The sequence below is a fragment of the Prosthecodimorpha hirschii genome, from assembly GCF_001305515.1.
GTDB classification, from domain to species: domain Bacteria; phylum Pseudomonadota; class Alphaproteobacteria; order Rhizobiales; family Ancalomicrobiaceae; genus Prosthecodimorpha; species Prosthecodimorpha hirschii.
Map to the genome: position 1 here is coordinate 1,799,572 of NZ_LJYW01000001.1, position 22,640 is coordinate 1,822,211.

The following is a 22,640-nucleotide window of genomic DNA, read 5'->3' on the forward strand; positions in this document are numbered from 1 at the left end:
AGACTCCGTTCGGGAGAGAGCGGGAGGATCAGCGGTCCGTCTCGTCCAGCCAGGGCAGGAGACGGTCGGCAAGGAGATCGGCCGCCAGGCGCAGGATCACCGCCATGGCGACGACCAGTGCGAGCGCGGCGAACATCACGTCGGTCTGCATGCGGGCATTGGCATGCATCATGATCAGGCCGAGGCCCGACGAGGCGCCGACCCATTCGCCGACGATCGCGCCGATCGGCGCGACAGCGGCGGCCATGCGCAGGCCGGTGACCAGCGCCGGCAGCGCGGCCGGGACCTGGATCAGGGCCAGCGTGCGGGCCCGGCCGGCGCCGTAGAGACGGGCGAGATCGAGTAGGCCCGGGTCGGTCCGCTCGATGCCGTCATGGAAGGCCGAGGCGACGGGGAAGAAGATGATCACCGTCGCCATCACGATCTTGGAGGCGAGGCCGAAGCCGAACCACAAGACCAGCACCGGCGCGATGGCGAAGACCGGCATCGACTGCAGCACGACCACGAAGGGCGTCACCACGCGGCTGGCCGCCGGCACATAGCCCATGAACAGCGCCGTGGCGACGCCGGCGACGATGCCGGTGACGAGGCCGATCAGGATCTCGGTCAGCGTGACCAGGGCGTTCGGCCACAAATCGCCCCAGCGCCGGATCAGTGCCAGGACGACCCGGTCCGGGCCCGGCAGCAGGAAGGGCTCGGGCGCCAGCACCAGCACCACGCTCCACCAGACCGCCACCAGGGCGACCAGCACGAGCGCGAGATCGAGCACGAAGCGCCGCCCCGACGCCCGGCGCGGCCGGGATGGCGGCGGGTTGAGTGATGCGGCCGGGCCGGCAGGTAGCGCGACGGGGGGGCCGGCGGAGGGGATCGCGGCGGCGGGCATCGCAGCGGCGGCGGGGCTCGCAGCCGCCAGGCTCGCGATGGCAAGCGGCGTCTCGGCGACCGGGCGGGCCGGTTCGGTCGTGAAGCCCGGAGCGGCGGGCGGCCGCTCTGCGATGAAAACAACCATGGATCTCCTGCTCCTGACGCGGGAGATCCGGGAGATTCTTGTCTGCGAAAGCCGGTTGATCCCGTCCCTTCGCCGGCATGACCCGGATCAGGTTCAAAGGGTCCGACGCCGCAGCGCCATCTCAGCTCCCACAGGAGCACCCCTCGGACTGGCATACCATGACCCGGAATCGCCCCGGGGACAAGCCCCGTCGCGCGACCGACTGTCGGAACGGCGCTTTCGGCCGACGCCGGCTGAAGACTTGGCGAGCGGCGAAAACCGTCCGCCGACGCCGCCCATCAGTGCGGGCGAACGGTCGCGGACGGTACTGTCCAGAGCCTGTCCCGGTCAGATCGAAACGATCTGACCGAAAAGGACCGGCTCCGGCTGGCAACGGAAACATGCCGTGGCGGATTAGCCGCCCTGCGCCCAGGCGGTGAGGGCATCGGCCACGACCCGGTCTCCGGCGCCGCTCTTTTCCAAGGTCAGGATGCCGCGCTTGCCGTTGTCGAACAGGATCGGGATATCGATCCAGCCGCGCTCCTTGAGCAGGCCCAGATTGCGCTGCTTCTCCGCCTCCGGCGCCGACAGCGCGATCCAGAAGAACCCGGCCGAGATGCGCGCCGCCGCCCCGACCAGCGGATCGCCGCGCGCCGTCTCGGTCTGCTTCAGGATCAGGCCGGGGACGTTGGAGACGCCCTTGTTGTCGAAATCCGCCGGCACCTCGAATTTCAGCTCGATCAGATGGCTGGCCGGAAACGAATTGTCCGAGTTGGGCTGAATCGACAGGTTCAGAACCAGGCCGCGATCCGGCACTTCGACCCGCGCCTTGATCATCGTGACCGCGGGCTTGCCGGCGCCGGGGCTCTCGCGCACCGTCTGCCAGATCACCCGGCCGGAACTGATCTGGTTCTGGGTCGAACCGCCGGCCCCCTCCTCCAGGAGCTGCGCCTTCTGGGCGATCGGCGGAACGTTCGCCGCGCCGCCGCCGGGGACGACGGCCGTGCCGCCGCTCGGCGCAGCCGCAACCGTCTGGCGTCCGCCGGCATCGCTTCCGCCGGCCGCCGGCTGGCCCGCGCCGGCCGGCTGTCCGGTGGCGCCCGTCGTCGACTGGACCGACGGCGTCGCGGTGATCGGCTGGGTGGTGACGACCTTGACGCCGTTCTGGGCATTGGCGGCCGTGCGGCCCGGATTGGTGCCGTCCTCCGGGGCCAGACGATCGGTCACCTTCGGGGTCAGCGTCTTCTCGCTGGACGGACGCTGGCCGGTACCGCCGGACAACCGCTCCGTTCCGAAATAGGCCGCGACCTGATCGCGCTTGGTCCACAGCGCCACGGTGCCGACCGCAACCACCAGAGCGGCGACCGACAGGCCGACGATCAGCGGCATCCGTTTCGGCTTTTCCGGCTCAAGCAGCGGGTCGGGATCGGCACGGCGGCCCTTGCGGCCCTTCGTCCGGCCCGTCGGGGCCGGCTCGGGGGTCACCTCAGGCACGGCCGGCGCCGCGGCTTCCTCGGGATAGTCGGGCTCGACGGGATCGGGGTCCGGCGCCGGGGCGGCGGGTGACGCCGCGCCGTCGACCGCATAGCCGACCATGTCGGCATCGGTGATCGCCGCCTCGTGCTCCTCCGGCGGGGGCGGCGGGGCAGCGGGTGGCGCGGTTCGTGCCGGGATCGACACGACGGGACGTGCGATCTCCTTGAGGCTCAAACGCTTCCGCTCGATGCCACCGGTCGGCGGTGTTGGCGCCGGGCGGTCGTCCTCGTGCAGGTCCGCGGGCGGCGGCGGCGGCACGACGGCCGCATCGAACCGCGAGCGCGACGAGGTCGGCTCGGTTTCAACGGATGCAGCCCGGCTCGGCGCTCGCGTGAACCCGGTCGGCGCCGGTCTCGTTGTCTCGATCGGCTCCGCCATGGACCCGCGACCGACCGGTTCGGGCGTGCGGGTGATGGTCGGGCGGGACGGACGCACGGCGGGGCCGGCCGTCGGCGCGGTCGCAGCCGGCGTCGGCGCGCCGGTCGCCGGTGCAGCCGAGGGGCCGGGCGCGGTGGTAGCGGTCCGGGCGGGAGCGCTGCTGGTCGGGGGCGTCGGTGCCGGTCGGGCCGCGATCGGACCGGGCACCGGCGGACGCGGCGGCGCGGGTCGCGCCGGCGTCGCGGTGGTCGGCGCGGCAGGCGGTTCCGGGCGCGTTTCGGGCCGCGGTTCCGGCGCCTGACGGTCGCGGCCCTCCGTCGGACCGGCGAGCGTGCGGGCGGTCGGCGCAGCCGGGCGCGGGGTCGGTGCTGCCGGACGCGCGGTCGGCGGCGCCGGTCGACTCGATGTCAGGCCGGTCGGTGCCGTCGCCCCGGTCACGGCACGATTCAGCGATTGCGCCAGAATGCCCTTGGCGGCCTCGCCCTCGACACGGCGGATGGCATCCTCAAGCTGCAGACGCTGTTGGGTGATTTCGGAGGCGCTGAGCGGCGGATCGAAGGACTTCAGCTGCGTGACGAGCGCCGCGCGAGCCTTCTCATAGACCGCGCGGCGCGCCTCGCCGGTCGGTTCCGGGAGGGCACCGATCGCCCGTTTGAGGATCGCATGATAATCCGCCATCACCAGCCTCTGAGGCACCGGCCACGCGGATTGAGCCGCCGCGACCGATACCGGACCTGACCATTCGTCCCGCATCCAGGCGCGTCAACGCCCGAATCACCCGCCCGCCTCTCCAGTCCCCGCGGGAGACGCCCGCGCGCCGCCCGAAGGTCGTCCAGAAAGCCGCGCCGCCAGCCTTCGGATGCCGATCTTTCGGTCAACCTCCAGCTGTTCCCCACTGCGTCAGTCCTGGAACGGGTCCTGGACAAGAATGGTATCCTCCCGTTCGGGGCTCGTCGACAACATTGCGACCGGCGCCCCGATCAGTTCCTCGATATAACGCACATACTTGACGGCCTGAGCCGGCAGATCGGCCCAACTGCGCGCGCCGCGCGTCGACTCGCCCCATCCTTCGAGCGTCTCGTAGATCGGCTCGACCCGCATCTGCGCCGCCTGACCGGCCGGGAGATAGTCGATCTCCTGGCCGTCGAGACGATACTTCACGCAAATCTTGATCTCTTGAAGGCCATCGAGCACGTCGAGCTTGGTCAGCGCGATGCCGCGAATGCCCGAAACCTGGATGGTCTGCCGGACCAGCACCGCATCGAACCAGCCGCAGCGCCGCTTGCGCCCGGTCACGGTGCCGAACTCGTGCCCGCGCGTGCCGAGGAACTCGCCAACCTCGCCGGTCTGCTCGGTCGGGAACGGTCCCTCTCCGACGCGGGTCGTATAGGCCTTGGTGATGCCGAGCACGTAACCGACCGCGCCCGGTCCGAGGCCCGAGCCGGTCGAGGCCTGGCCCGCCACGGTATTGGACGAGGTCACGAACGGATAGGTGCCGTGGTCGATGTCGAGCAGAGCCCCCTGGGCGCCCTCGAACAGAATGCGGTCGCCCGCGCGGCGGCGCTGATCGAGCAGCCGCCAGACCGTATCCATGAAGGGCAGCACCTTGTCGGCGACCGAAGACAGTTCTTCGATCAAAGTCTCGGCGGCGATCTCGGGCTGGCCGAGGCCGCGACGCAGCGCGTTGTGGTGCGTCAGCAGGCGGTCGATCTTGCCCGGCAGGCTGGGCAGGTCGGCGAGATCGGTCAGGCGGATCGCCCGCCGGCCGACCTTGTCCTCATAGGCCGGGCCGATGCCGCGGCCGGTCGTGCCGATCCGGTTGCCGGGATTCGAGCTTTCGCGCTTCTGATCCAGTTCGCGATGCAGCGAGAGAATCAGCGTCGTGTTCTCGGCGATGCGCAGATTGTCCGGCCCGACGACGACGCCCTGGCCGCGCAGCTTCTCGATCTCGGACAGAAGCGCATGCGGATCGAGCACCACGCCGTTGCCGATCACCGCGAGCTTGCCCGACCGCACCACGCCGGAGGGCAGCAGCGAGAGCTTGTAGGACGTCCCGTCGATCACCAGGGTGTGGCCGGCATTGTGACCGCCCTGGAAGCGGACGACCACATCGGCGCGTTCGCTCAGCCAATCGACGATCTTACCCTTGCCTTCGTCACCCCACTGCGACCCAACCACGACTACATTGGCCATCCTGCGCTTCCCTGCCCCCGTGCTCCAATCGCATGAACCATCGCCGCCTCCCTTGCCGGAAGGTGCCGGGCTCCAATCGCGACCATTGGCGTGAACGCCCCGGAACCGCGCAGCTCTGAATGGGGAACGTCACCCGTCCCCGGCGCGGTATCCAGCCGCCCCGGACGGAGCGACGGTGGCGGACTATAGACCCATTGTGGCAGCGGCGCGACCCCGATGCGCGCCGGAGGCATGCGGTGCGGCACACGAATGCACGTTTCCGAAGCTGACGCAGCGTTCGCCGTAAAACTTCATTATCGGTTCGCCAGTAGGGTTCCGAAAGAATGGCGTCGGCGCGGACCGGCGGCCGCGGGCGGGGCTTTCGGGCTCCTGCGGGAGGGAAGCGCATGCGCATCGTTGTCGCAGACGCCAGCCGCGTCGTCCTGAAGATCATGATCAAGCTCCTGACCGACCACGGTCACGTCGCCTTCGGCTTCACCACCGGCGAGGAGGCCCTCGCCAAGCTGGTCGAGGATCCCTCGGTCGACGTGCTGATCACCAGCCTCGAACTGTCCGGCATGTCCGGTTTCGAACTGTGCTGGGAATGCCGGGTGATGACCAAGCGCGAGCAGCAGCTCTACATCCTGGCCATGTCGTCGCTCGCCGCCCACGAGCGTCTCGCCGAGGCGCTCGACAGCGGCGCGGACGATTTCATCGGCAAGCCGCCCAACCCGGAAGAGCTGTTCGCGCGCCTGCGCGCGGCCGAACGCTTCGCGATGACGCAGCGCCAATTGGTGCGCCTGGCGACGCGCGATACCCTGACGGGCCTGCTCAACCGCCGCGCCTTCTTCGAAAGCGCGGAGACGCTTGCCGAGCGGCGCGGCGATCAGCCGGTCGCCGTCCTGATCGCCGATATCGACTGGTTCAAGCGCATCAACGACACGCATGGCCACGATGCCGGCGATCAGGTGATTGCGGCCGTGGCCGAGCGGATCAATCTGGCCGATGCCGTGGTCGGGCGGATCGGCGGCGAGGAATATGCCCTGGTCGTGCGCGAAGGCCGGCCGTCGCGGATCTGGGAGATCGCCGACGGCCTGCGCCGTGCGGTCGGCGACACCCCGGTTCAGACCAGTCTGTCGGCCATCCCGGTCACGATTTCGGTCGGCACCGCGATCCTGCAACCCGACGAAACCGTCGATACGGCGCTCCGCCGTGCCGATGCGGCGCTCTACATGGCCAAGCGCGCGGGCCGCAATCGGATCGTCGCCGCGGACGGCGAGCAGGTCGTCCCCCTGCCGCAGGTGACCGCTCCGATGATCAAGACCGAGGTCACCGTCCTGGCCTGACGGCCGGCACGGGGATCGTGCATCTCCGGCATCGGCGCTCGCCCGGCCCATGGCGCGGTGTTTTCGGGTCGCCGGCACCGCCGGATCGGCCTATCAGGTCCGCACCCGCCATCAACCGGACCGAACCGATGCCGCTGCGCGCCTGGGGCCTTCTCGTGACCCTGTCCGTCCTTTGGGGCGGAACCTTCCTGTTCAACCGTCTCGCCGTCGGCGAAATCCCGCCGACCACGCTGGTGCTCGCCCGGGTCGGGCTGGCCGCCCTGGTGCTGCTGGCGATTCTCTCGGCGACCGGCGGGCGCCTCGCCTTCGATCGCCGCCGCCTGTTCGACTATGTCGGGATGGGGCTCCTCAACAACGTCATCCCCTTCGTCCTGATCGTCTGGGGTCAGAAGACCATTGCGGCGGGTCTCGCCTCGATCCTCAACGCCACCACGCCCATCTTCGCGGTGCTGCTGACCCACTGGATGACCGACGAGAAGGCGACGCCCGCCAAGTTCGCCGGCGTCCTGGTCGGCATCCTGGGCGTCGCCGTGCTGGTCGGGCCGGGCAAGATCGACTTTGCCGGGACCGAATTCCTGGCCGAGCTCGCCTGCCTGGGCGCCGCGGTCAGCTACGGTTTCTCGAGCGTCTGGAGCCGGCGCTTCCGCGGCAGCCCGCCGCTGGAGACGGCGACCGGCCAGTTGACCGCCTCGACCGTGATCCTGCTGCCCTTGTCGCTCTTCGCCGACCAGCCCTGGACGCTGCCGATGCCGGGCACCACCGCGCTTGTCTGCGTCGCCGCGCTGGCCGTCCTGTCGACGGCGCTCGCCTATCTGATCTTCTTCCGGATCGTCGTCATTGCCGGCGCGACCTCGGCGATGCTGGTCACGCTGCTGATCCCACCGAGCGCGATCCTGCTCGGCTGGCTCGTGCTCGGCGAACGGCTGGCGCCGCAGCATTTCGCCGGCATGGGGCTGATCGCCCTCGGGCTCCTGACCATCGACGGCCGGCTCCTGAAAGCGATCGCGGCGCGGTTCCGGTCGACCTGACCGGAAATCCGCGCCGCGTTGGCGGTTCGAAGATGGTGCCGAGGATCAGAAGCGCAGCGGCTTGACCTGGAGCACGTTCGGCAGCTTGCCGACCGCCGCGATCACGTCGTCTCCCGGAACGCCGTCGACGCCGATCAGCGCGATGGCATCCTCGCCCGGCGCGGTGCGGCCGACCGCGAAGGTCGCGATGTTGATCTCGGCCTTGCCGAGCACCGTGCCGAGATTGCCGATGAAGCCCGGCTTGTCCTTGTTGGTGACGTAGAGCATCGAGGGCTGGAACTCGGCATCCATCTGAATGCCCTTGATCTCGACGATGCGCGGCTTGCCGTCGGAGAAGACGGTGCCGGCGACCGCACGCTCCTGGCGCTCGGTCTTGATGGTCAGGCGCAGCAGGCTGTCGAAGGTGCGCTGGTCGTCGCGGCGGACCTCCTCGACGGCGATGCCGCGATCCTTGGCGACGGCCGGTGCGGAGACCATGTTGACGCTGTCCATCAGCGGCTTCATCAGGCCGGCCAGCGCCGCGGCGGTCAGCGCGCGGGTGTTCATCTTGGCGACCTCGCCCTCATATTCGAGGCGCACGCCGACGAGGCCGGTCTCGGTCAGCTGGCCGGCGAAGGAGCCGAGCAGTTCGGCGAGCTTGACGAAGGGCGTCAGCTTGGGCGCCTCCTCGGCCGAGATCGACGGCATGTTGAGGGCGTTCTGCACGGCGCCCTTGGTCAGGTAGTCCGACATCTGCTCGGCGACCTGGAGGGCGACGTTCTCCTGGGCTTCGGTGGTGGAGGCGCCGAGATGCGGCGTGCAGACCACGTTCGGGTGGCCGAACAGCGGATTGGCGGTGGCCGGCTCCTCGACGAACACGTCGAAGCCCGCGCCGGCGACATGGCCGCTGTCGAGTGCGGCACGCAGGGCCGCCTCGTCGACCAGGCCGCCGCGGGCGCAGTTGATGATGCGCACGCCCTTGCGGGTCTTGGCGATGTTCTCGGCCGACAGGATGTTGCGGGTCTTGTCGGTCAGCGGCGTGTGCAGGGTGATGAAGTCGGCGCGGCGCAGCAGTTCGTCGAGATCGACCTTCTCGACGCCCAGTTCCATCGCCCGCTCAGGCGTCAGGAAGGGATCGAAGGCGATGACGCGCATCCGCAGGCCGATGCCGCGGTCGGCGACGATCGAGCCGATATTGCCGCAGCCGATGATGCCGAGCGTCTTGCCGGTGATCTCGACGCCCATGAAGCGGTTCTTCTCCCACTTGCCGGCCTGGGTCGAGGCGTCGGCGGCGGGAATGTCGCGGGCGGTGGCGAACATCAGCGCGACGGCATGCTCGGCGGTGGTGATCGAGTTGCCGAAGGGCGTGTTCATGACGATCACGCCGCGGGCGGTGGCGGCCGGGATGTCGACATTGTCGACGCCGATGCCGGCGCGGCCGACCACCTTCAGGCGGGGCGCCTTCTCCAGGAGCTTGGCGGTCACCTTGGTGGCCGAGCGGATGGCGAGGCCGTCATAGTTGCCGATGATCTCGGCGAGCTTGTCCTTGTCCTTGCCGAGATTGGGCTGGTAGTCGACCTCCAGGCCGCGGTCCTTGAAGATCTGGACGGCGGTGGGCGACAGCGAATCGGAGATCAGAACGCGGGGGGCCATGGGGCAGTCCTCGAAGCGGGATGGGGGCGGGCCGCCGTCCGCATCGTCCGTCAGGGGGGTCGCGTCTCAAGCGTTCGCAGGCGCATCGCTCCACCCGATGCAGCCGGCGAAGGCTCGGGCGGGTCCCGGGCCGAACAGCGGCGACGGCGCTTGGCCGTCTTGGAAGAAGGAATTTTGGACTTTGGGGCCGGCGCGATCGGCCGGCCCACGGACCGGAACGGTCGTCAGGCCGCCTTGGTGAGCGCCGCCTTGGCTTCCGCGAAGGCCCAGTCGAGCCATGCGGTGAAGGCCTTGAGGTCGGCCGCCTCGACGGTCGCGCCGCACCAGATGCGCAGGCCGGCGGGGGCGTCGCGATAGGCGCCGAAGTCGAAGCCGACCTTCTCCTTCTCGAGCATCGAGACGATCTGCTTGGCGACCGCCGCCACCGCGTCGGGACCGCGTGCGGTCACGTCCGGATCGGCGATGACCAGGCAGACGGAGGTGTTCGAGCGGGTCTCCGGCACCTTGGCGAGATGGGCGGCCCAGGACGATCCGGCGACCCAGTCGGCGATCACGGCCGCATTGGCGTCGGCCCGGGCGATCAGGCCCTTCAGGCTGCCGACCGACTTCGCCCACAGAAGCGCGTCGAGATAGTCCTCGACCGCCAGCATGGACGGGGTGTTGATGGTCTCGCCGATGAAGATGCCGTCGATCAGCTTGCCGCCCTTGGTCATGCGGAAGATCTTCGGCAGCGGCCAGGCCGGCTTGTAGCTTTCCAGCCGGGCGACGGCGCGCGGCGACAGCACGATCATGCCGTGGGCCGCCTCGCCGCCGAGCACCTTCTGCCAGGAGAAGGTGACGACATCGAGCTTGGCCCAGTCGAGATCCTGCGCGAAGGCGGCCGAGGTGGCGTCGCAGATCACCACGCCCTCGCGGTCGGCGGCGATCCAGTCGGCATTGGCGACGCGCACGCCGGAGGTGGTGCCGTTCCAGGTGAAGACCACGTCGCGGGTCTTCGTGTCGACGGCGGCGAGATCGGGCAGTTCGCCGTAAGGCGCCGTGAAGATGCGCGCGTCGGCGAGCTTCAGCTGCTTCTGAACGTCGGTGATCCAGCCCTCGCCGAAGCTCTCCCAGGCGATCATGTCGACGCCGCGCGCGCCGAGCATCGACCACATGGCCATCTCGACGGCGCCGGTGTCGGACGCCGGGACGATGCCGATCTTGTAGTCGGCCGGAACGCCGAGCACTTCGCGGGTGAGGTCGATGGCCTGCTGGAGCTTGGCCTTGCCCGGCTTGGAGCGGTGCGAGCGACCGACGAGCGCGTCGGTCAGAGCGGCCACGGACCAGCCGGGACGCTTGGCACAGGGGCCGGACGAAAAATGGGGGTTCGCGGGCTTGGCGCCCGGACGCAGTATCGCGGTCATGTATCCATCCTCTCAGATGGGCGCCCCTCGGTGGGGAGGGGTCTCCCGCCGTCCGCAGTACAGGAGGCGGGACGGGAATGCAATCTCCGAAGTTTACCGGGGTCGACGATTGGTCCGATGTCGCGGCGGCCCTCACGACGACGGCGCGGCGGCCGGGTCGCCACCGGCCGCACGAACGCGACGAGGCGCGGGACCGGCCCGCGCCTCGCGTCACACCAGATTGAAATCGCTCAGTTCTTGGCGATGACCGGCATCGGCATCGGCGCTGCCGCCGTCGGCCCGCCGAGCAGGTAGCGGAAGCCGAGCCGGAAGTCGTTCGAGGACAGATCCGTCGAGCGGTACTTGTCGCCGAATTTCGGCTTGCCGCCGGCATTGTCGAGGCCGTAGAGCGCGCCCGTCGAGGCGGAGCCGAAATCGAGATAGCGGTAGCTGAGATCGAGCTTCAGGCGATCCGAAATGTCGTAGCTGGCGCCGGCATGCAGCGCCCAGGCGAACGAGGCCGTGCCGGCATCGTTATACTTGGCGAGCACCGGAACCGGACCGTTCGGGCTCGGAATCGTGTTGGTCTGCGTGAAGCCGGTCATCCGGTTGTAGGCCATGCCGAGACCGCCGCCGACATAGGGCGTGATGCCCCAGTAGGTGCCGAGATCCGCATAGGCATTGGCGAGGATGACGGTCGAACTGAGCGAGCCGCTCATGTTCGCATAGGCCGTGCCGTTGATGTTGTTGAACGATCCGGTCTGCTGTCCGATGCCGCGCACGGTCACCGCGGTGCGGTACTCGGCGGTCAGATCGCCGCGCAGCCACGGATTGAACTGATAGCCGATGCCGATGCCGAACGAGGCGCCGTCGTCGATCGACTGGCGGATCCAGCGCCCGCGATAGCCCGCCGGCGGCTTGTCGAACTCGTTCTCCTTGAACCGGCCGCGCTCGATCCCGATGCCGATGTCGCCGCGCAGATACCAGCCGCCCGGCACCGCGATCTGTTCGATGATCGGCGCGACATAGGGCACGGTGAGGTCGGCGGCGGCGGCCTGCGTGATCGCCCCGGCTATCGCCGCCCCCGCCAGAATTGCGCAAACGAACCTGGACATGATCCCAACCCTCGATGGCTCTGAGCCTCGGCCCGATGATCCTGAGGCACTATACACTCGATGCATTGTGCAATACCCTGGTTAATCGAAGCCTAATGGACAGTCTTATGTCCTTGATTTCGTCAACTGGATACAATTATTTCGCTGACAGGGCATCCGATCCGCCGCCATCGACTATGGTCAATAGACGAAATACCGGAGGCCGACGCGAACCTGGTGACTGGTGATGTCGCGATACTGGACCTGACCCTTGACGTTGCCGGATGTTCCGGTCTCCGCCTTGTCGATCCAGAGATATTTGTAGCCGGCGTCGAGCTGGAAGCCGTTGCCGAGATCGTAGCTGGCGCCGGCCATGGCCGAGGCGGCGAGCGACCAGCGCTGGCTCGCCCCGAAGCTGTCGTCGGCGATCTTGTCGCCCGGGTTGTAGCTGAGATGCTTGCCGGTCGAGATGTAGGCCATGCCGACGCCGCCGCCGACATAGGGCGTGATGCCGGCCCAGTTGCCGAAGTCGAGATAGCCGTTGGCCATCATCAGCCAGGCGTTCATGGTCGTCTGCTCGGACGACACGTCGCCCGGCAGGCAGCCGGCATTGCGGCACTTGGCACGGCCGCGGACGGTGAACGGGTCCAGATGATCGGCGGTCAGATCGCCGCGCAGCCAGCCATTGTATTTGTAGCCGATGCCGCCGCCGAAGACGCGCGAATCGGCCGCCTTCATGGTGGTGAAGCGATCGTCGCGCCAGTTGGCGTCGATCCGCGTTGTCCGGTTCACGGCCACGTCGCCGCGCAGATACCAGCCGGTGCCGATCTCTTCCGGCGGGATCATCGAGGGGGCGTTGATGGTCGGCTGGTAGCCGTAATCGGCAGCGACGACCGGCTGGGCCACGAGACCGAGCGCGATGACGGCGGCGATACGAGCATACTGACGCATGGTCCGGTCCCCTGATCGGGCGCCCTCTTCGGTGGGCAGCCTCGTCGACTGGGAAGGATCATGCTTGGTAAACGTTAAAGCAGGTTTAACCTTAACGCTTAACCACGATTCGTAACCTTAACAAAGTCTTTCCGGAGGAAAGACCGGCGCGACGGCTGTATCGGCGCGCCGGTCGGCGCGCCTGCACCGGAATTTTACGGTTCCGAATGTCCGGTCAGGCCGCGGCGCGGCCGATCACGTCGACCAGATCGTCGACGATGCCCCGCACCAGGACCTCGTCGTCGCCCTCGCCCATGACCCGGATGAGGGGTTCGGTGCCGGACGGACGGATCACCAGGCGGCCCTGGTTGCCGAGCCGCTTCAGGGCGTCGGCGATGGTCGCCTTGACCTTGTCGTCCTCGAGCGGACGGCCGCCCCGGATGCGGATGTTCTTCAGGAACTGCGGCACCGGATCGAAGCGGTGGCAGACCTCGGAGACCGGCTTGCCGAGCCGCTTGACCACCGCCATCACCTGCAGCGCCGCGACCAGGCCGTCGCCGGTGGTGGTATAGTCGGACAGGACGATATGGCCGGACTGCTCGCCGCCGACATTGTAGCCGCGCTCGCGCATGCACTCGACCACGTAGCGGTCGCCGACCTTGGTGCGTTCCAGCATCAGACCGAGCCCGGCGAGATGCCGTTCGAGACCGAGATTGGACATCACGGTGGCGACGATGCCGGGCTGCGACAGACGCCCGTCGTCATGGAAGGAGCCGGCGACGACCGCCATCAGCTGGTCGCCGTCGACCACCCTGCCCTTTTCGTCGATCACGATCACCCGGTCGGCGTCGCCATCCAGGCAGATGCCGATATCGGCGCGGGTCTCGTGCACCTTGCGGGCGCACAGGTCGGGCGCGGTCGAGCCGCAGTCGCGGTTGATGTTGAGCCCGTCCGGCTCGACGCCGAGGCGGACCACGTCGGCCCCGAGTTCCCACAGCGCCTCGGGGGCGACCTTGTAGGCGGCGCCGTTGCCGCAATCGATCACCACCCGAAGCCCGTCGAGCGACATGTTGCGCGGCAGGGTGCGCTTGGCGAATTCGATATAGCGGTCGGCGACGCCGTCGATGCGCTTGGCGCGGCCGAGATCGAACGAGCCGGCCAGACGGTCGCTGAGATCGACATCGATCATCCGTTCGATCTCGGCCTCGATCTCGTCGGAGAGCTTGTAGCCGTCCGGTCCGAACAGCTTGATGCCGTTGTCGGCGAAGGGATTGTGCGAGGCCGAGATCATCACGCCGAAATCGCAGCGCAGCGAGCGCGTCAGCATGGCGACCGCTGGCGTCGGGATCGGCCCGGTCATGAACACGTCGACGCCGACGGCCGTGAAGCCGGCCACCATGGCGGTCTCGATCATGTAGCCGGACAGCCGGGTGTCCTTGCCGATCACGACCCGATGGCGGTGCCCGCCGCGCCGGAACGCGATGCCGACGCTCATCGCCACCTTCATGGCGACCTCCGGCGTGATCGGCCAGCGGTTGGCGGTCCCCCGGATGCCGTCGGTGCCGAAGTATTTTTTCGTCATGATCGCGTCGCTCTTCGTTAGCCGTGGCCCGCCCTGTCGGCGACGTGGCCCTCGACCGGGCCGCGGCGTTGTCGACCGCTTCGATACCCCATCAACCGGCCGGCAGGCCAGACCCGTCGCCGGACGGGCGACGGGCAGCAGTTCCCACCGAGTCGCCGAGACCGAGGGCGGCAAGGTGCCACGCATTCACACAGGGTTCAAAAGGCCCGCGCCAAATTTGCGGCATCCCTTCCCGACCGCGAGTCCGATGGTACAGTGGCGGACCGAACCGGAGGATGCAGAATGTCACTTCGACACGCCGGCGCCGTCCTGGCGCTCGGCCTATGCCTGACCGGCACACCCGCCCAGGCCGACAACATCGTCAAGGCGCCGCAAAACGATCGGGAACTCGCCGTTGCCGCCGGCAAGGCGCAGGCGAGCCTGTCCGAATTCCTCAAGACGGCGATCCCGCCAGCCCCCGGCACCGGCGGACACGCGGTCAAGGTCCCCTTGCGACAAGGCGGTGTGACCGAATGGGTCTGGATCAACGGGCTGACGCTGAAAGGCGCCGACACGGTGGCCGGGTCGCTGGGCAACACGCCCGCGATCGTGAAGGGCTTCACGCCCGGCCAGACGATCGAGGTCAAGCGCTCGGAAATCGTCGACTGGATCTATGAGAAGAACGGCCGCATGGCCGGCGGCTATTCGGTTTGCGTGCTGATCGGCCGCCAGAAGGGCGCCGCCGGCATCGCCGAACTGAAGGCGGCCGGCTTCGCCTGCGACTGACGTGGCCGAAACGAAAACGCCCGCCTCCGGGGAGGCGGGCGCGATCATGAGGGCCTGACGGACGCCCGTCAGCTCGGCTGCGGGGCGACGCCGCCTTCCGGCTCGCCGGCCTTGGTCTCGCGCTTGGCGCCGCCGGCGCTGGGCACGGCGGAGGACCGCTGGCTGGACTGCTTGTCGCCGGAATCACGGTGCGGCGGGTTGCCGTTGATCAGTTCCTTGATCTCGTCGCCCGACAGGGTCTCGTATTCGAGCAGGCCCTTGGCGACCGCGACGAAGGCGTCGTGCTTCTCGGTCAGGATGCGCCGTGCATCCGTATAGGCCTGATCGATCAGGCGACGGACCTCGCGGTCGATCGTCTGCGACGTCGCCTCGGAAATGTTCTGGCGCTGGCCCATCGAATAGCCGAGGAACACCTCTTCCTGGTTCTCGCCATAGGCGACCGTGCCGAGCTCGTCGGAGAAGCCCCAGCGGGTCACCATGGCCCGCGCCAGCTTGGTCGCCTGCTCGATGTCCGACTGGGCGCCGGAGGTGATGTTCTCCTTGCCGAAGGTGATCTCCTCGGCGACGCGGCCGCCCATCATGATGGCCAGACGCGAGGTCATGAACTTGTAGCGCATCGAATAGCGATCGCCCTCAGGCAGCTGCATCACCATGCCGAGGGCGCGGCCGCGCGGAATGATGGTCGCCTTGTGCAGGGGATCGGCGGACGGCACGTTCAGCGCCAGGATGGCATGACCGGCCTCGTGATAGGCGGTCAGTTCCTTCTCCTCCTGCGTCATGACGGAGGAGCGGCGCTCCGCACCCATCATGATCTTGTCCTTGGCGTCCTCGAACTCGGCCATGGTGACGATGCGCTTGGAGCGCCGGGCCGCCAGAAGCGCCGCCTCGTTGACGAGGTTCATCAGGTCGGCGCCCGAGAAGCCGGGCGTGCCGCGGGCGATCACCTTCAGATCGACATCCGGGGCGAGCGGCACCTTGCGCACATGCACCTTCAGGATCTTCTCGCGCCCGATCACGTCCGGGTTGGAGACGACGATCTGGCGGTCGAAGCGGCCGGGACGCAGCAGCGCGGGATCGAGCACGTCGGGCCGGTTGGTGGCCGCGATGATGATGATGCCCTCGTTCGGCTCGAAGCCGTCCATCTCGACGAGCAACTGGTTGAGGGTCTGCTCGCGCTCGTCATTGCCGCCGCCGAGGCCGGCGCCGCGATGGCGGCCGACCGCGTCGATTTCGTCGATGAAGATGATGCAGGGCGCGTTCTTCTTGGCCTGCTCGAACATGTCGCGGACGCGGCTGGCGCCGACGCCGACGAACATTTCCACGAAGTCGGAGCCCGAGATGGTGAAGAAGGGCACGTTGGCCTCGCCGGCGACGGCGCGGGCGGTCAGCGTCTTGCCGGTGCCGGGCGGGCCGACCAGCAGCACGCCGCGCGGGATGCGGCCGCCGAGGCGCTGGAACTTTTGCGGGTCGCGCAGGAACTCGACGATCTCTTGGAGATCCTCCTTGGCCTCGTCGATGCCGGCCACGTCGTCGAAGGTGACGCGACCGTGGGCCTCGGTCAAAAGCTTGGCCTTGGACTTGCCGAAGCCCATCGCCTTGCCGCCGGATCCCTGCATCTGGCGCATGATGAACAGCCAGGCGGCGACGATCAGCAGCATCGGGAACCAGGTCATCAGCACGTTGAGCAGGCTGAAATTCTCGCCCGCCGGCCGCGCCTTGATGATCACCTCCTTGCGCCGGAGCAGCTCGACATATTGCGAGTCCTTCGGCGCGTAGGTCTGGAAGCGGCCGCCGCTGGTCAGGTTGCCGGAGATCTGCTGGTCGACGATGGTCACGTCCTTGACGCGCCCGTTCTCGACCTCGTCGAGGAATTGCGAGAAGGCGATATCGGTCTGGTCGCCCGATTTGCCTGGAGCCTGGAACAGCTGGAACAACGCGATCAGCAGGAGACCGATCACGACCCACAGTGCGAAGTTCCGGAAATTGGCGTTCATCAGGATTTCCCACAAAAACGGGCAACACAGGATCGCAGCCGGCCTGTGCCGACTGCCCATGGCTCCCGCGTTCCGAGACCTAAAATAGGTCGTGGACCGGCGAAAGCCAAGTCGACCGGACTTCGGATGTCCGATCCGATGACGGAATCGTTACGTTCGGTTCCACGGCGGCCTCAAACGGGTCCAAACGGCGGCGGGAACCTGCCGGATCGGCCAGGACGGCGGCGAGAATGGCGGCCGAATCCGGATCGGTCGGGGCGGCCGCGACAAGCTCCGAAAGGCCCGCCGGCAGCGCGACGACCGCCACGTCCGCGGCCTCCGCCATCCCGACGGCGGGCACGCCGACGAGGGTTTCGCCGCGCCGGATCGCCGGGACGGCGTCCAGCGCGAAAGCCGGCAGGTCGAGGCCCCGCGCGGCCACGATCCGTTTGGCGTCCGCACGGCCGAGATCGCCGACGGTCAGGGGAAGCGCTGCGCCGTCGGGCGCCCCGACCGCGAAACGACCGTCCCAGAGGACGGCGCCCGTCGGCACGAGCGGCATCGGGCTCCGATCGGAGCGGCCGGTTTCGCGCAGGAACCAGAGATCGTCGCCGTCCGGCCGGATCAGCGCCCCGCCGAGCGTGCGCCGGGTCAGCGCTCCGCCCGCGGCGATCGACGCGCCGAGCGCCTGCAGTCGCTCGGCGCGCGGTCCGGGACCGGCACCCCCGGCGTGACGGACGAGGCTGCCGAGCGCACGCAGGCGGATGATGTCCGGCGCCGATGCGAGCGCGGCCCGCGCGATCCGCGCGAAGCCGCCGGGATGGATCAGCGCCTCGGCCAGCACGGCCGCGGTCGCCGCATCGAGCGCGCCGGCGGCTGCCGCCATGTGTTCGGCGGTCAGGGCGAGGCGCTCCGGCGACAGGCCGAAGGCTCCGGCCGATGCCAGGAGGCTGCGCATCCGCACGCGGGCGAAGCGCTCGCTCCGATTCGACGGGTCCTCGATCCAGTCCAGCCCGCGCGTTTCGAGCGTCGCCACCAGGCGCCGCTTCGGGACGGTCAGGAAGGGTCTCAGCAGGGCGACGGGTCCGAGCCGGCGGATCGGGGGCATCGCGGCGAGACCGTGGACCCCGCTGCCGCGAGCGAGATTGAGCAGCAGCGTCTCGGCCTGGTCGTCGAGCGTGTGGGCGGTGACGAGGCCGTCGCAGCCGGCCCGGAGGGCGGCGGCGAGAAGAAGGCGATAGCGCGCCCGGCGGGCGGCGTCCTGCAGGTTGGCGGCGGGCTTGTCGCCGCGCCAGACGAGCGAACGGGCCGGAAGGGAGAGACGGTCGGCGAGACGCAGGACGGCGAGCGCTTCGATGCCGGAGTCTGCGCGCAGGCCGTGGTCGACGGTCAGGACGACGGGCGGCTCGGCGCCAGGACGGCGCGCACTCCACTCCGCAAGGAGGAGCGCCAGCGCGGTCGAATCGGCACCGCCCGAGACGGCGACGGCCAGTCGGCGAAAACCGGCAAGCGGGGCGAACAGCCGATCCGCTTCGGTCCGGCCGAGCGGACCGTCAGCACTTGGCACGGATCTTCTCGGCCTGGGCGCGGTCGCGGATCGGCTTGGAGGCCTTGGGATATTTGGTCAGGAGTTCGTCGTAGCTGGTGCAGGCGGCCTTGCGCTCGCCGTAGCCCTGCAGCGCGATGCCGAGCTTGAGCAGGCTGTCGGGCGCGTTGCGGCCGTCGGGATACTGCGTGTAGCTCTTCAGGAAGGCGTCGCCGGCTTCGCGGAACATGTTGCGCGCCAGCAGGCTCTCGCCGAGCCAATAGAGCGCGCTGCCGGACCGCTTGTCGGTCGGGTGGTTGGCGAGGAAGGTGCGGAAGCTGGTTTCCGCCAGTTCGTACTCGCCGTTCAGGATGTAACCGTAGGCGGCGTCATATTCGTCGGCCGGACTGGCCATGCCGCCCGGCTCGGCGCCGCGCAGGCGCGGATTGACGGTGGTGACGGCGGCGGTCCGCGGCTGGGGCGGCGGCGGCCCCAGATTGACGCCCGGAGGGGCGTCGCTGTCCTGGAGGACCGCCTGCGGGGCCGGCGCATAGATGACGCCGCCATTGGCCCCCGCGGCACCGTTGCGGGCGCCGAGATCGAGCGGCCCCTGTCCGCCGATCACGCCGCCGATCGGATCGCCGCTGGAGGACGTTTGCCCGAGCGGCGCGGGCGGCGCCCCCGGGCCGGGCCGCGGCACCGGGCCGGCCGGCGCATTGCCGTAGACCGGCGCTGCCGGATAGACCCCGCCCTGCGCGGCCGGATAGCCGCCGGCTTGGGCGGCGCGCCCCGGAGCAGCGCCGATCGGAGCCGGCGGGGCCGGCACCGCCCCGTCGTCGGCGTAGACGGCACCGGCCGGCGGGGCCAGTTCGGTCTTCTTCTGGCCCGGCTGCGGCCGGCGCTGCGGCTGCTGACCGCCCTGTCCGTTCTCGATCTCCTGCAGGCGGTACTCGAAGTCCTTCTGCATGCGGGTCATGCCGTCCTGCAACTGGCGGACCTGGAAGCCCATCTGCTCGAGCTGGCCGTTCAGATTGCGGATCTGGCCTTCGAGCTGCTGGATCTTCAGATTGAGTTCGGCCTGGCGCCGCTGGGCCATGTCGGCGCCATTGTCACCGCCCAGACCGAACAGGTTCTGCGCGGCGGCCGGACCGGCCAGCCCGAGCGCCAGGACGGCGCCGACGAGGAGGCGCCCGCCGGCGCCGAAGATGCGCGAGACCAACCCGGGCAAGCCGGGAGGGGGCGCTGTGGGTACGACGATACCTGCCATTGAGGAGAAGCCCCGGTCCACGGAGGTCGCCTGCCGCCCGGCGGGCGGCCACCTCCGGAAACTCGCGGATACCATGGCGCGAGGCATTCGGCCAAAGTTTGACTGATTTGAAGCGGAAGCGGGAGGGTTGCAGGGCGGCCACAGGGCGGCGGCCGCAAAGATTACCATTCCGTAACGTGCCGGTATCCCTGCTGCCATGCGGCAAGGCTCAAGGTGCGGACGCATTTCGAAACGGGGAACAGACCCATGTCCGTCAAGGATTCCACCGCCGGCTACGGCAGCCTGTCGATCGCCCTGCATTGGATCGGCGCCGCGCTGGTGATCGCGCTTTTCATTCTCGGCAATCGTCTCGAGGATATTCCGAAGGGGCCGGATTTCATCGCCGCCCGCAACCTGCATGTCGGGCTCGGCGTGATCGGCTTCGCCTTCCTGGCCGCCCGCATCCTCTGGCGCCTCGCCAGCCCGGTGCCGCATGTCGCCTCGAAGAGCCCGGCGCTCGACCGCGTCGCGGTCTTCGTCCAGGCCGCGTTGCTGGCCCTGATCGCGGTCTTGATCGTGACCGGGCCGCTGTCGATCTGGGCCGGCGGACGGCCGATCAACCTGTTCGACATCGCCTCGATCCCGAGCCCGATGCCCAAGATCGATTGGCTGCACGAGGGCCTCGAGGTCGTCCATGCCATCGCCTCGAAGGCGATCCTGGTGCTGGTCGGCCTGCATGTGCTCGGCGCGCTGAAGCATGCCATCGTCGACCGCGACGGCCTGATCCGGCGGATGCTGGTGCCGGCGCGCTGAAGGCCCCGACCGAATCAGCAGACCGAATCAACCGACCAAAACAGATCGGCGGCCTCGCGGCCGCCGATTCGCGTCTTCGTATCAGGCTGCCGTCGGGCAGCGGGATTCGGTCAGGAACCGGCGCCGTTCAGCACCGTCACGGCGCGGCGGTTCTGGTTCCAGCAGGTGTCCGCGTCGCAGACCGCGACCGGGCGTTCCTTGCCGTAGGAGATGGTCTTGAGACGGGTCGGCGGCACGCCGCGCGAGATCAGGTAGTCGCGGGCTGCGGCGGCGCGGCGGGCGCCGAGCGCAATGTTGTATTCGCGGGTGCCGCGCTCGTCGGCATGGCCTTCGACCGTGACGGTGTAGCGGGCATAGCGGGCGAGCCAGGCGGATTGCCGGTCGAGCGTGCCGCGGGCTTCCGGGGTCAGATCGGACGAATCCATCGTGAAGAACACGCGATCGCCGACATTGACGACGAAATCCTGCTGGCTGCCCGGAGTGGCGGCGCCAGCGCCGCCGAGGCCGCCACCGGCCCCCATCTCCGAGGGCGTCTGGCTGGCGCAGGCGCCGAGCGCCAGGGTGGCCGCGAGCGCGGCGGCGAACTTCACGACGCGCCCATGACGCAGCACGAGAGACATGGTCGGCTTGCTCCTTCGAATGGATACTCTTTAGTATCCCTAATGCGGCTTGGTTAAGGTGCGGTACAGAAGCATGGTGAACGAAACGTTTACTGCGCTTCAGGACCGGCTGAATTGCTGGATTTCTGTGTCGACCCCGAGTGTGGTCGAAAGGTGTCGCGCCGGCGGCACTCCGGTGCCGGCGCTTTACTGTTGCATCAGGGCATCACTTGAGCAGCGACGACCAGGCCGGATCCGACGCGAAGGCCGGCGTCCGAATCTGCGTCAGCACGTTGCCGGTCACATCGGCGAGCCAGAGCCCGGGGCCGCCGGAAGGGCCGCCCGATTCGCGGAAGAACATGACGTAGCGGCCGTTCGGCGACCAGGTCGGCCCTTCGTTGTGGTAGCCCTCGGTGAGGATGCGCTCGCCCGAGCCGTCCGGACGCATCACCCCGATCTTGAACGACCCGCCGTCCTGCTTGGTGAAGGCGATGTAGTTGTTGTCCGGGTCGGGCGACCAGACCGGCGTCGAATAGCGACCCGATCCGAAGCTGATTCGGCGCGGATTGGCGCCGTCGGCGCCCATCACATAGAGCTGCTGCGAGCCGCCGCGATCGGACTCGAACACGATCTGCGATCCGTCCGGCGAGTAGGACGGCGAGGTGTCGATCGCCGCGCCCTGGGTCATCGGGCGCACCTGCCGGCTGGCCAGATCCATCACGTAGATGTTGGCGTCGCCCTCCTTCTGCAGGGAGAAGAGCAGCCGCCCGCCGTCGGGCGAGAAGCGCGGCGAGAAGGTCATCGACGGGAAGTCGCCGACCAGCTGGCGCGCACCGTTATTGACGTTGAGGATGAAGACCTTGGGGTCGCCCTGGCCGTAGGACATGTAGGCGACCTGCTGCGAGGTCGGCGAGAAGCGCGGCGTCAGCACCAGTTCCTGGCCGCGGGTCAGGTAGCGCACGCCCTGCCCGTCCCAATCCATGATGGCCAGACGCTTGACGCGGGCATTCTTCGGGCCCGTCTCGTCGACGAAGGCGACGCGGCTGTCGAACATGCCCTTGAAGCCGGTCAGCTGCGAATAGGCGGCGTCGGCGACGATATGGGCGAGGCGGCGGATATTGTCGCGCGAGGTGGCGAACTGCTGGCCGACCAGCTGCTGGCCGGTCGCCACGTCCCAGACCCGGACCTGGGCGACGATCTGGCCGCCCTGGTCGGAGACCGTCCCGGCGACCAGGGCCTGCACGTTGAGCGGGCGCCAGTTGTTCCAGTTCGGCATCTCGCCGGCGCCGACCACCTTGTCGAGATAGGCGGCGGGATCGACCGGGGCGAAATAGCCGGAGGTCTTCAGGTCCTGCGCGACGATGCGCGAGACCTCGGCGCCAAGCTGGGGATCGCCCGAGAAGCCCGGCACCGCGATCGGCATCGGCGTGAACGGCTGGCCGGGGGTGATGGTGATCTTCAACTGGGCGGCGGCAGGCGCGACCGCTGCGGCAGTCGCCAGGACGACCGTCGTCAGAGCGGCAAGCGCCGCCACCATCCCACGGATGGCCCGATCGCGGCCCGAAAATCCGGCCAGGCGCCGGAACAAGGTCGTCATGGTCTTCCTCGTCGTCTTGGCCACGCGTCTCGGCCGGACCCGAAACGCCGTCGG

Annotated in this window: 17 protein-coding genes and 1 riboswitch; of the genes, 4 read left to right on the forward strand and 13 right to left on the reverse strand. The window is 68.8% G+C overall.

Annotated elements, in window-relative coordinates; translation table 11 throughout:
- Positions 1-28: 28 nt before the first annotated feature.
- From ABB55_RS07830 to ABB55_RS07840, 3 genes are all read right to left on the reverse strand, one after another.
- Positions 29-1,009 (reverse strand): ABC transporter permease, encoded by a 981-nt coding sequence (locus tag ABB55_RS07830; RefSeq protein WP_244471994.1) that lies wholly within the window; start codon positions 1,007-1,009, stop codon positions 29-31.
- Between the two features lie 47 nt (positions 1,010-1,056).
- Positions 1,057-1,163: riboswitch (TPP riboswitch) on the reverse strand.
- A 239-nt stretch (positions 1,164-1,402) separates the two neighbouring features.
- Positions 1,403-3,580, reverse strand: coding sequence for a hypothetical protein (locus tag ABB55_RS07835; RefSeq protein WP_054358310.1), 2,178 nt, complete (start codon positions 3,578-3,580; stop codon positions 1,403-1,405).
- A 222-nt stretch (positions 3,581-3,802) separates the two neighbouring features.
- Positions 3,803-5,095 (reverse strand): adenylosuccinate synthase, encoded by a 1,293-nt coding sequence (locus ABB55_RS07840; protein ID WP_054358311.1) that lies wholly within the window; start codon positions 5,093-5,095, stop codon positions 3,803-3,805.
- Between the two features lie 386 nt (positions 5,096-5,481).
- Between ABB55_RS07840 and ABB55_RS07845 the strand changes: the two genes are divergently transcribed.
- Both ABB55_RS07845 and ABB55_RS07850 read left to right on the forward strand, forming a co-directional pair.
- Positions 5,482-6,420, forward strand: coding sequence for a GGDEF domain-containing response regulator (locus ABB55_RS07845; protein ID WP_054358312.1), 939 nt, complete (start codon positions 5,482-5,484; stop codon positions 6,418-6,420).
- A 128-nt stretch (positions 6,421-6,548) separates the two neighbouring features.
- Entirely contained in the window at positions 6,549-7,448 is a 900-nt protein-coding gene (locus tag ABB55_RS07850; RefSeq protein WP_054358313.1) for a DMT family transporter, read from the forward strand.
- 45 nt (positions 7,449-7,493) lie between these two features.
- On the opposite strand, the gene serA is transcribed toward ABB55_RS07850, so the two are convergent.
- The 5 genes from serA to glmM all read right to left on the reverse strand — a co-directional run bounded on the left by serA (position 7,494) and on the right by glmM (position 14,068).
- On the reverse strand, positions 7,494-9,080 hold the full coding sequence (gene serA, locus ABB55_RS07855) for a phosphoglycerate dehydrogenase (RefSeq protein ID WP_054358314.1): 1,587 nt from the start codon (positions 9,078-9,080) through the stop codon (positions 7,494-7,496).
- A 224-nt stretch (positions 9,081-9,304) separates the two neighbouring features.
- Complete coding sequence (locus tag ABB55_RS07860; protein ID WP_054358315.1) at positions 9,305-10,483, reverse strand: phosphoserine transaminase; 1,179 nt, start codon at positions 10,481-10,483, stop codon at positions 9,305-9,307.
- A gap of 230 nt (positions 10,484-10,713) precedes the next feature.
- Positions 10,714-11,577, reverse strand: a complete 864-nt coding sequence (locus tag ABB55_RS07865) for an outer membrane protein (RefSeq protein ID WP_054358316.1) — start codon at positions 11,575-11,577, stop codon at positions 10,714-10,716.
- Positions 11,578-11,757: 180 nt separating this feature from the next.
- Positions 11,758-12,507: an outer membrane protein gene (locus ABB55_RS07870; RefSeq protein WP_054358317.1), complete on the reverse strand. Its 750-nt coding sequence runs from the start codon at positions 12,505-12,507 to the stop codon at positions 11,758-11,760.
- A 214-nt stretch (positions 12,508-12,721) separates the two neighbouring features.
- Positions 12,722-14,068 (reverse strand): phosphoglucosamine mutase, encoded by a 1,347-nt coding sequence (gene glmM / locus ABB55_RS07875; protein WP_054358318.1) that lies wholly within the window; start codon positions 14,066-14,068, stop codon positions 12,722-12,724.
- Positions 14,069-14,350: 282 nt separating this feature from the next.
- Between glmM and ABB55_RS07880 the strand changes: the two genes are divergently transcribed.
- Entirely contained in the window at positions 14,351-14,833 is a 483-nt protein-coding gene (locus tag ABB55_RS07880; RefSeq protein ID WP_054358319.1) for a DUF2314 domain-containing protein, read from the forward strand.
- 68 nt (positions 14,834-14,901) lie between these two features.
- Here the strand turns inward: ABB55_RS07880 and ftsH are convergent, their stop codons facing one another.
- The 3 genes from ftsH to ybgF all read right to left on the reverse strand — a co-directional run bounded on the left by ftsH (position 14,902) and on the right by ybgF (position 19,550).
- A complete protein-coding gene (gene ftsH, locus ABB55_RS07885; protein ID WP_054358320.1) occupies positions 14,902-16,827 on the reverse strand; it encodes an ATP-dependent zinc metalloprotease FtsH in 1,926 nt (641 codons plus the stop codon).
- Between the two features lie 79 nt (positions 16,828-16,906).
- Positions 16,907-18,373 carry a tRNA lysidine(34) synthetase TilS gene (gene tilS / locus ABB55_RS07890; protein ID WP_054358321.1) on the reverse strand — a complete coding sequence of 489 codons (1,467 nt, stop codon included), beginning with the start codon at positions 18,371-18,373 and terminating at the stop codon, positions 16,907-16,909.
- The gene (gene ybgF, locus ABB55_RS07895; RefSeq protein WP_054358322.1) at positions 18,360-19,550 is read right to left on the reverse strand and encodes a tol-pal system protein YbgF; all 1,191 of its coding nucleotides are present in this window, start codon (positions 19,548-19,550) and stop codon (positions 18,360-18,362) included. Before ybgF ends, tilS begins: the two co-directional genes overlap by 14 nt.
- A gap of 294 nt (positions 19,551-19,844) precedes the next feature.
- Here ybgF and ABB55_RS07900 point away from each other — a divergent pair, with 294 nt between their 5' ends.
- Positions 19,845-20,390 carry a cytochrome b gene (locus tag ABB55_RS07900; protein ID WP_054358323.1) on the forward strand — a complete coding sequence of 182 codons (546 nt, stop codon included), beginning with the start codon at positions 19,845-19,847 and terminating at the stop codon, positions 20,388-20,390.
- A 110-nt stretch (positions 20,391-20,500) separates the two neighbouring features.
- Here the strand turns inward: ABB55_RS07900 and pal are convergent, their stop codons facing one another.
- Positions 20,501-21,010, reverse strand: a complete 510-nt coding sequence (gene pal, locus ABB55_RS07905; RefSeq protein WP_054358324.1) for a peptidoglycan-associated lipoprotein Pal — start codon at positions 21,008-21,010, stop codon at positions 20,501-20,503.
- A gap of 205 nt (positions 21,011-21,215) precedes the next feature.
- A complete protein-coding gene (gene tolB, locus ABB55_RS07910) occupies positions 21,216-22,586 on the reverse strand; it encodes a Tol-Pal system beta propeller repeat protein TolB (protein ID WP_054358325.1) in 1,371 nt (456 codons plus the stop codon).
- Positions 22,587-22,640 lie beyond the last annotated feature (54 nt).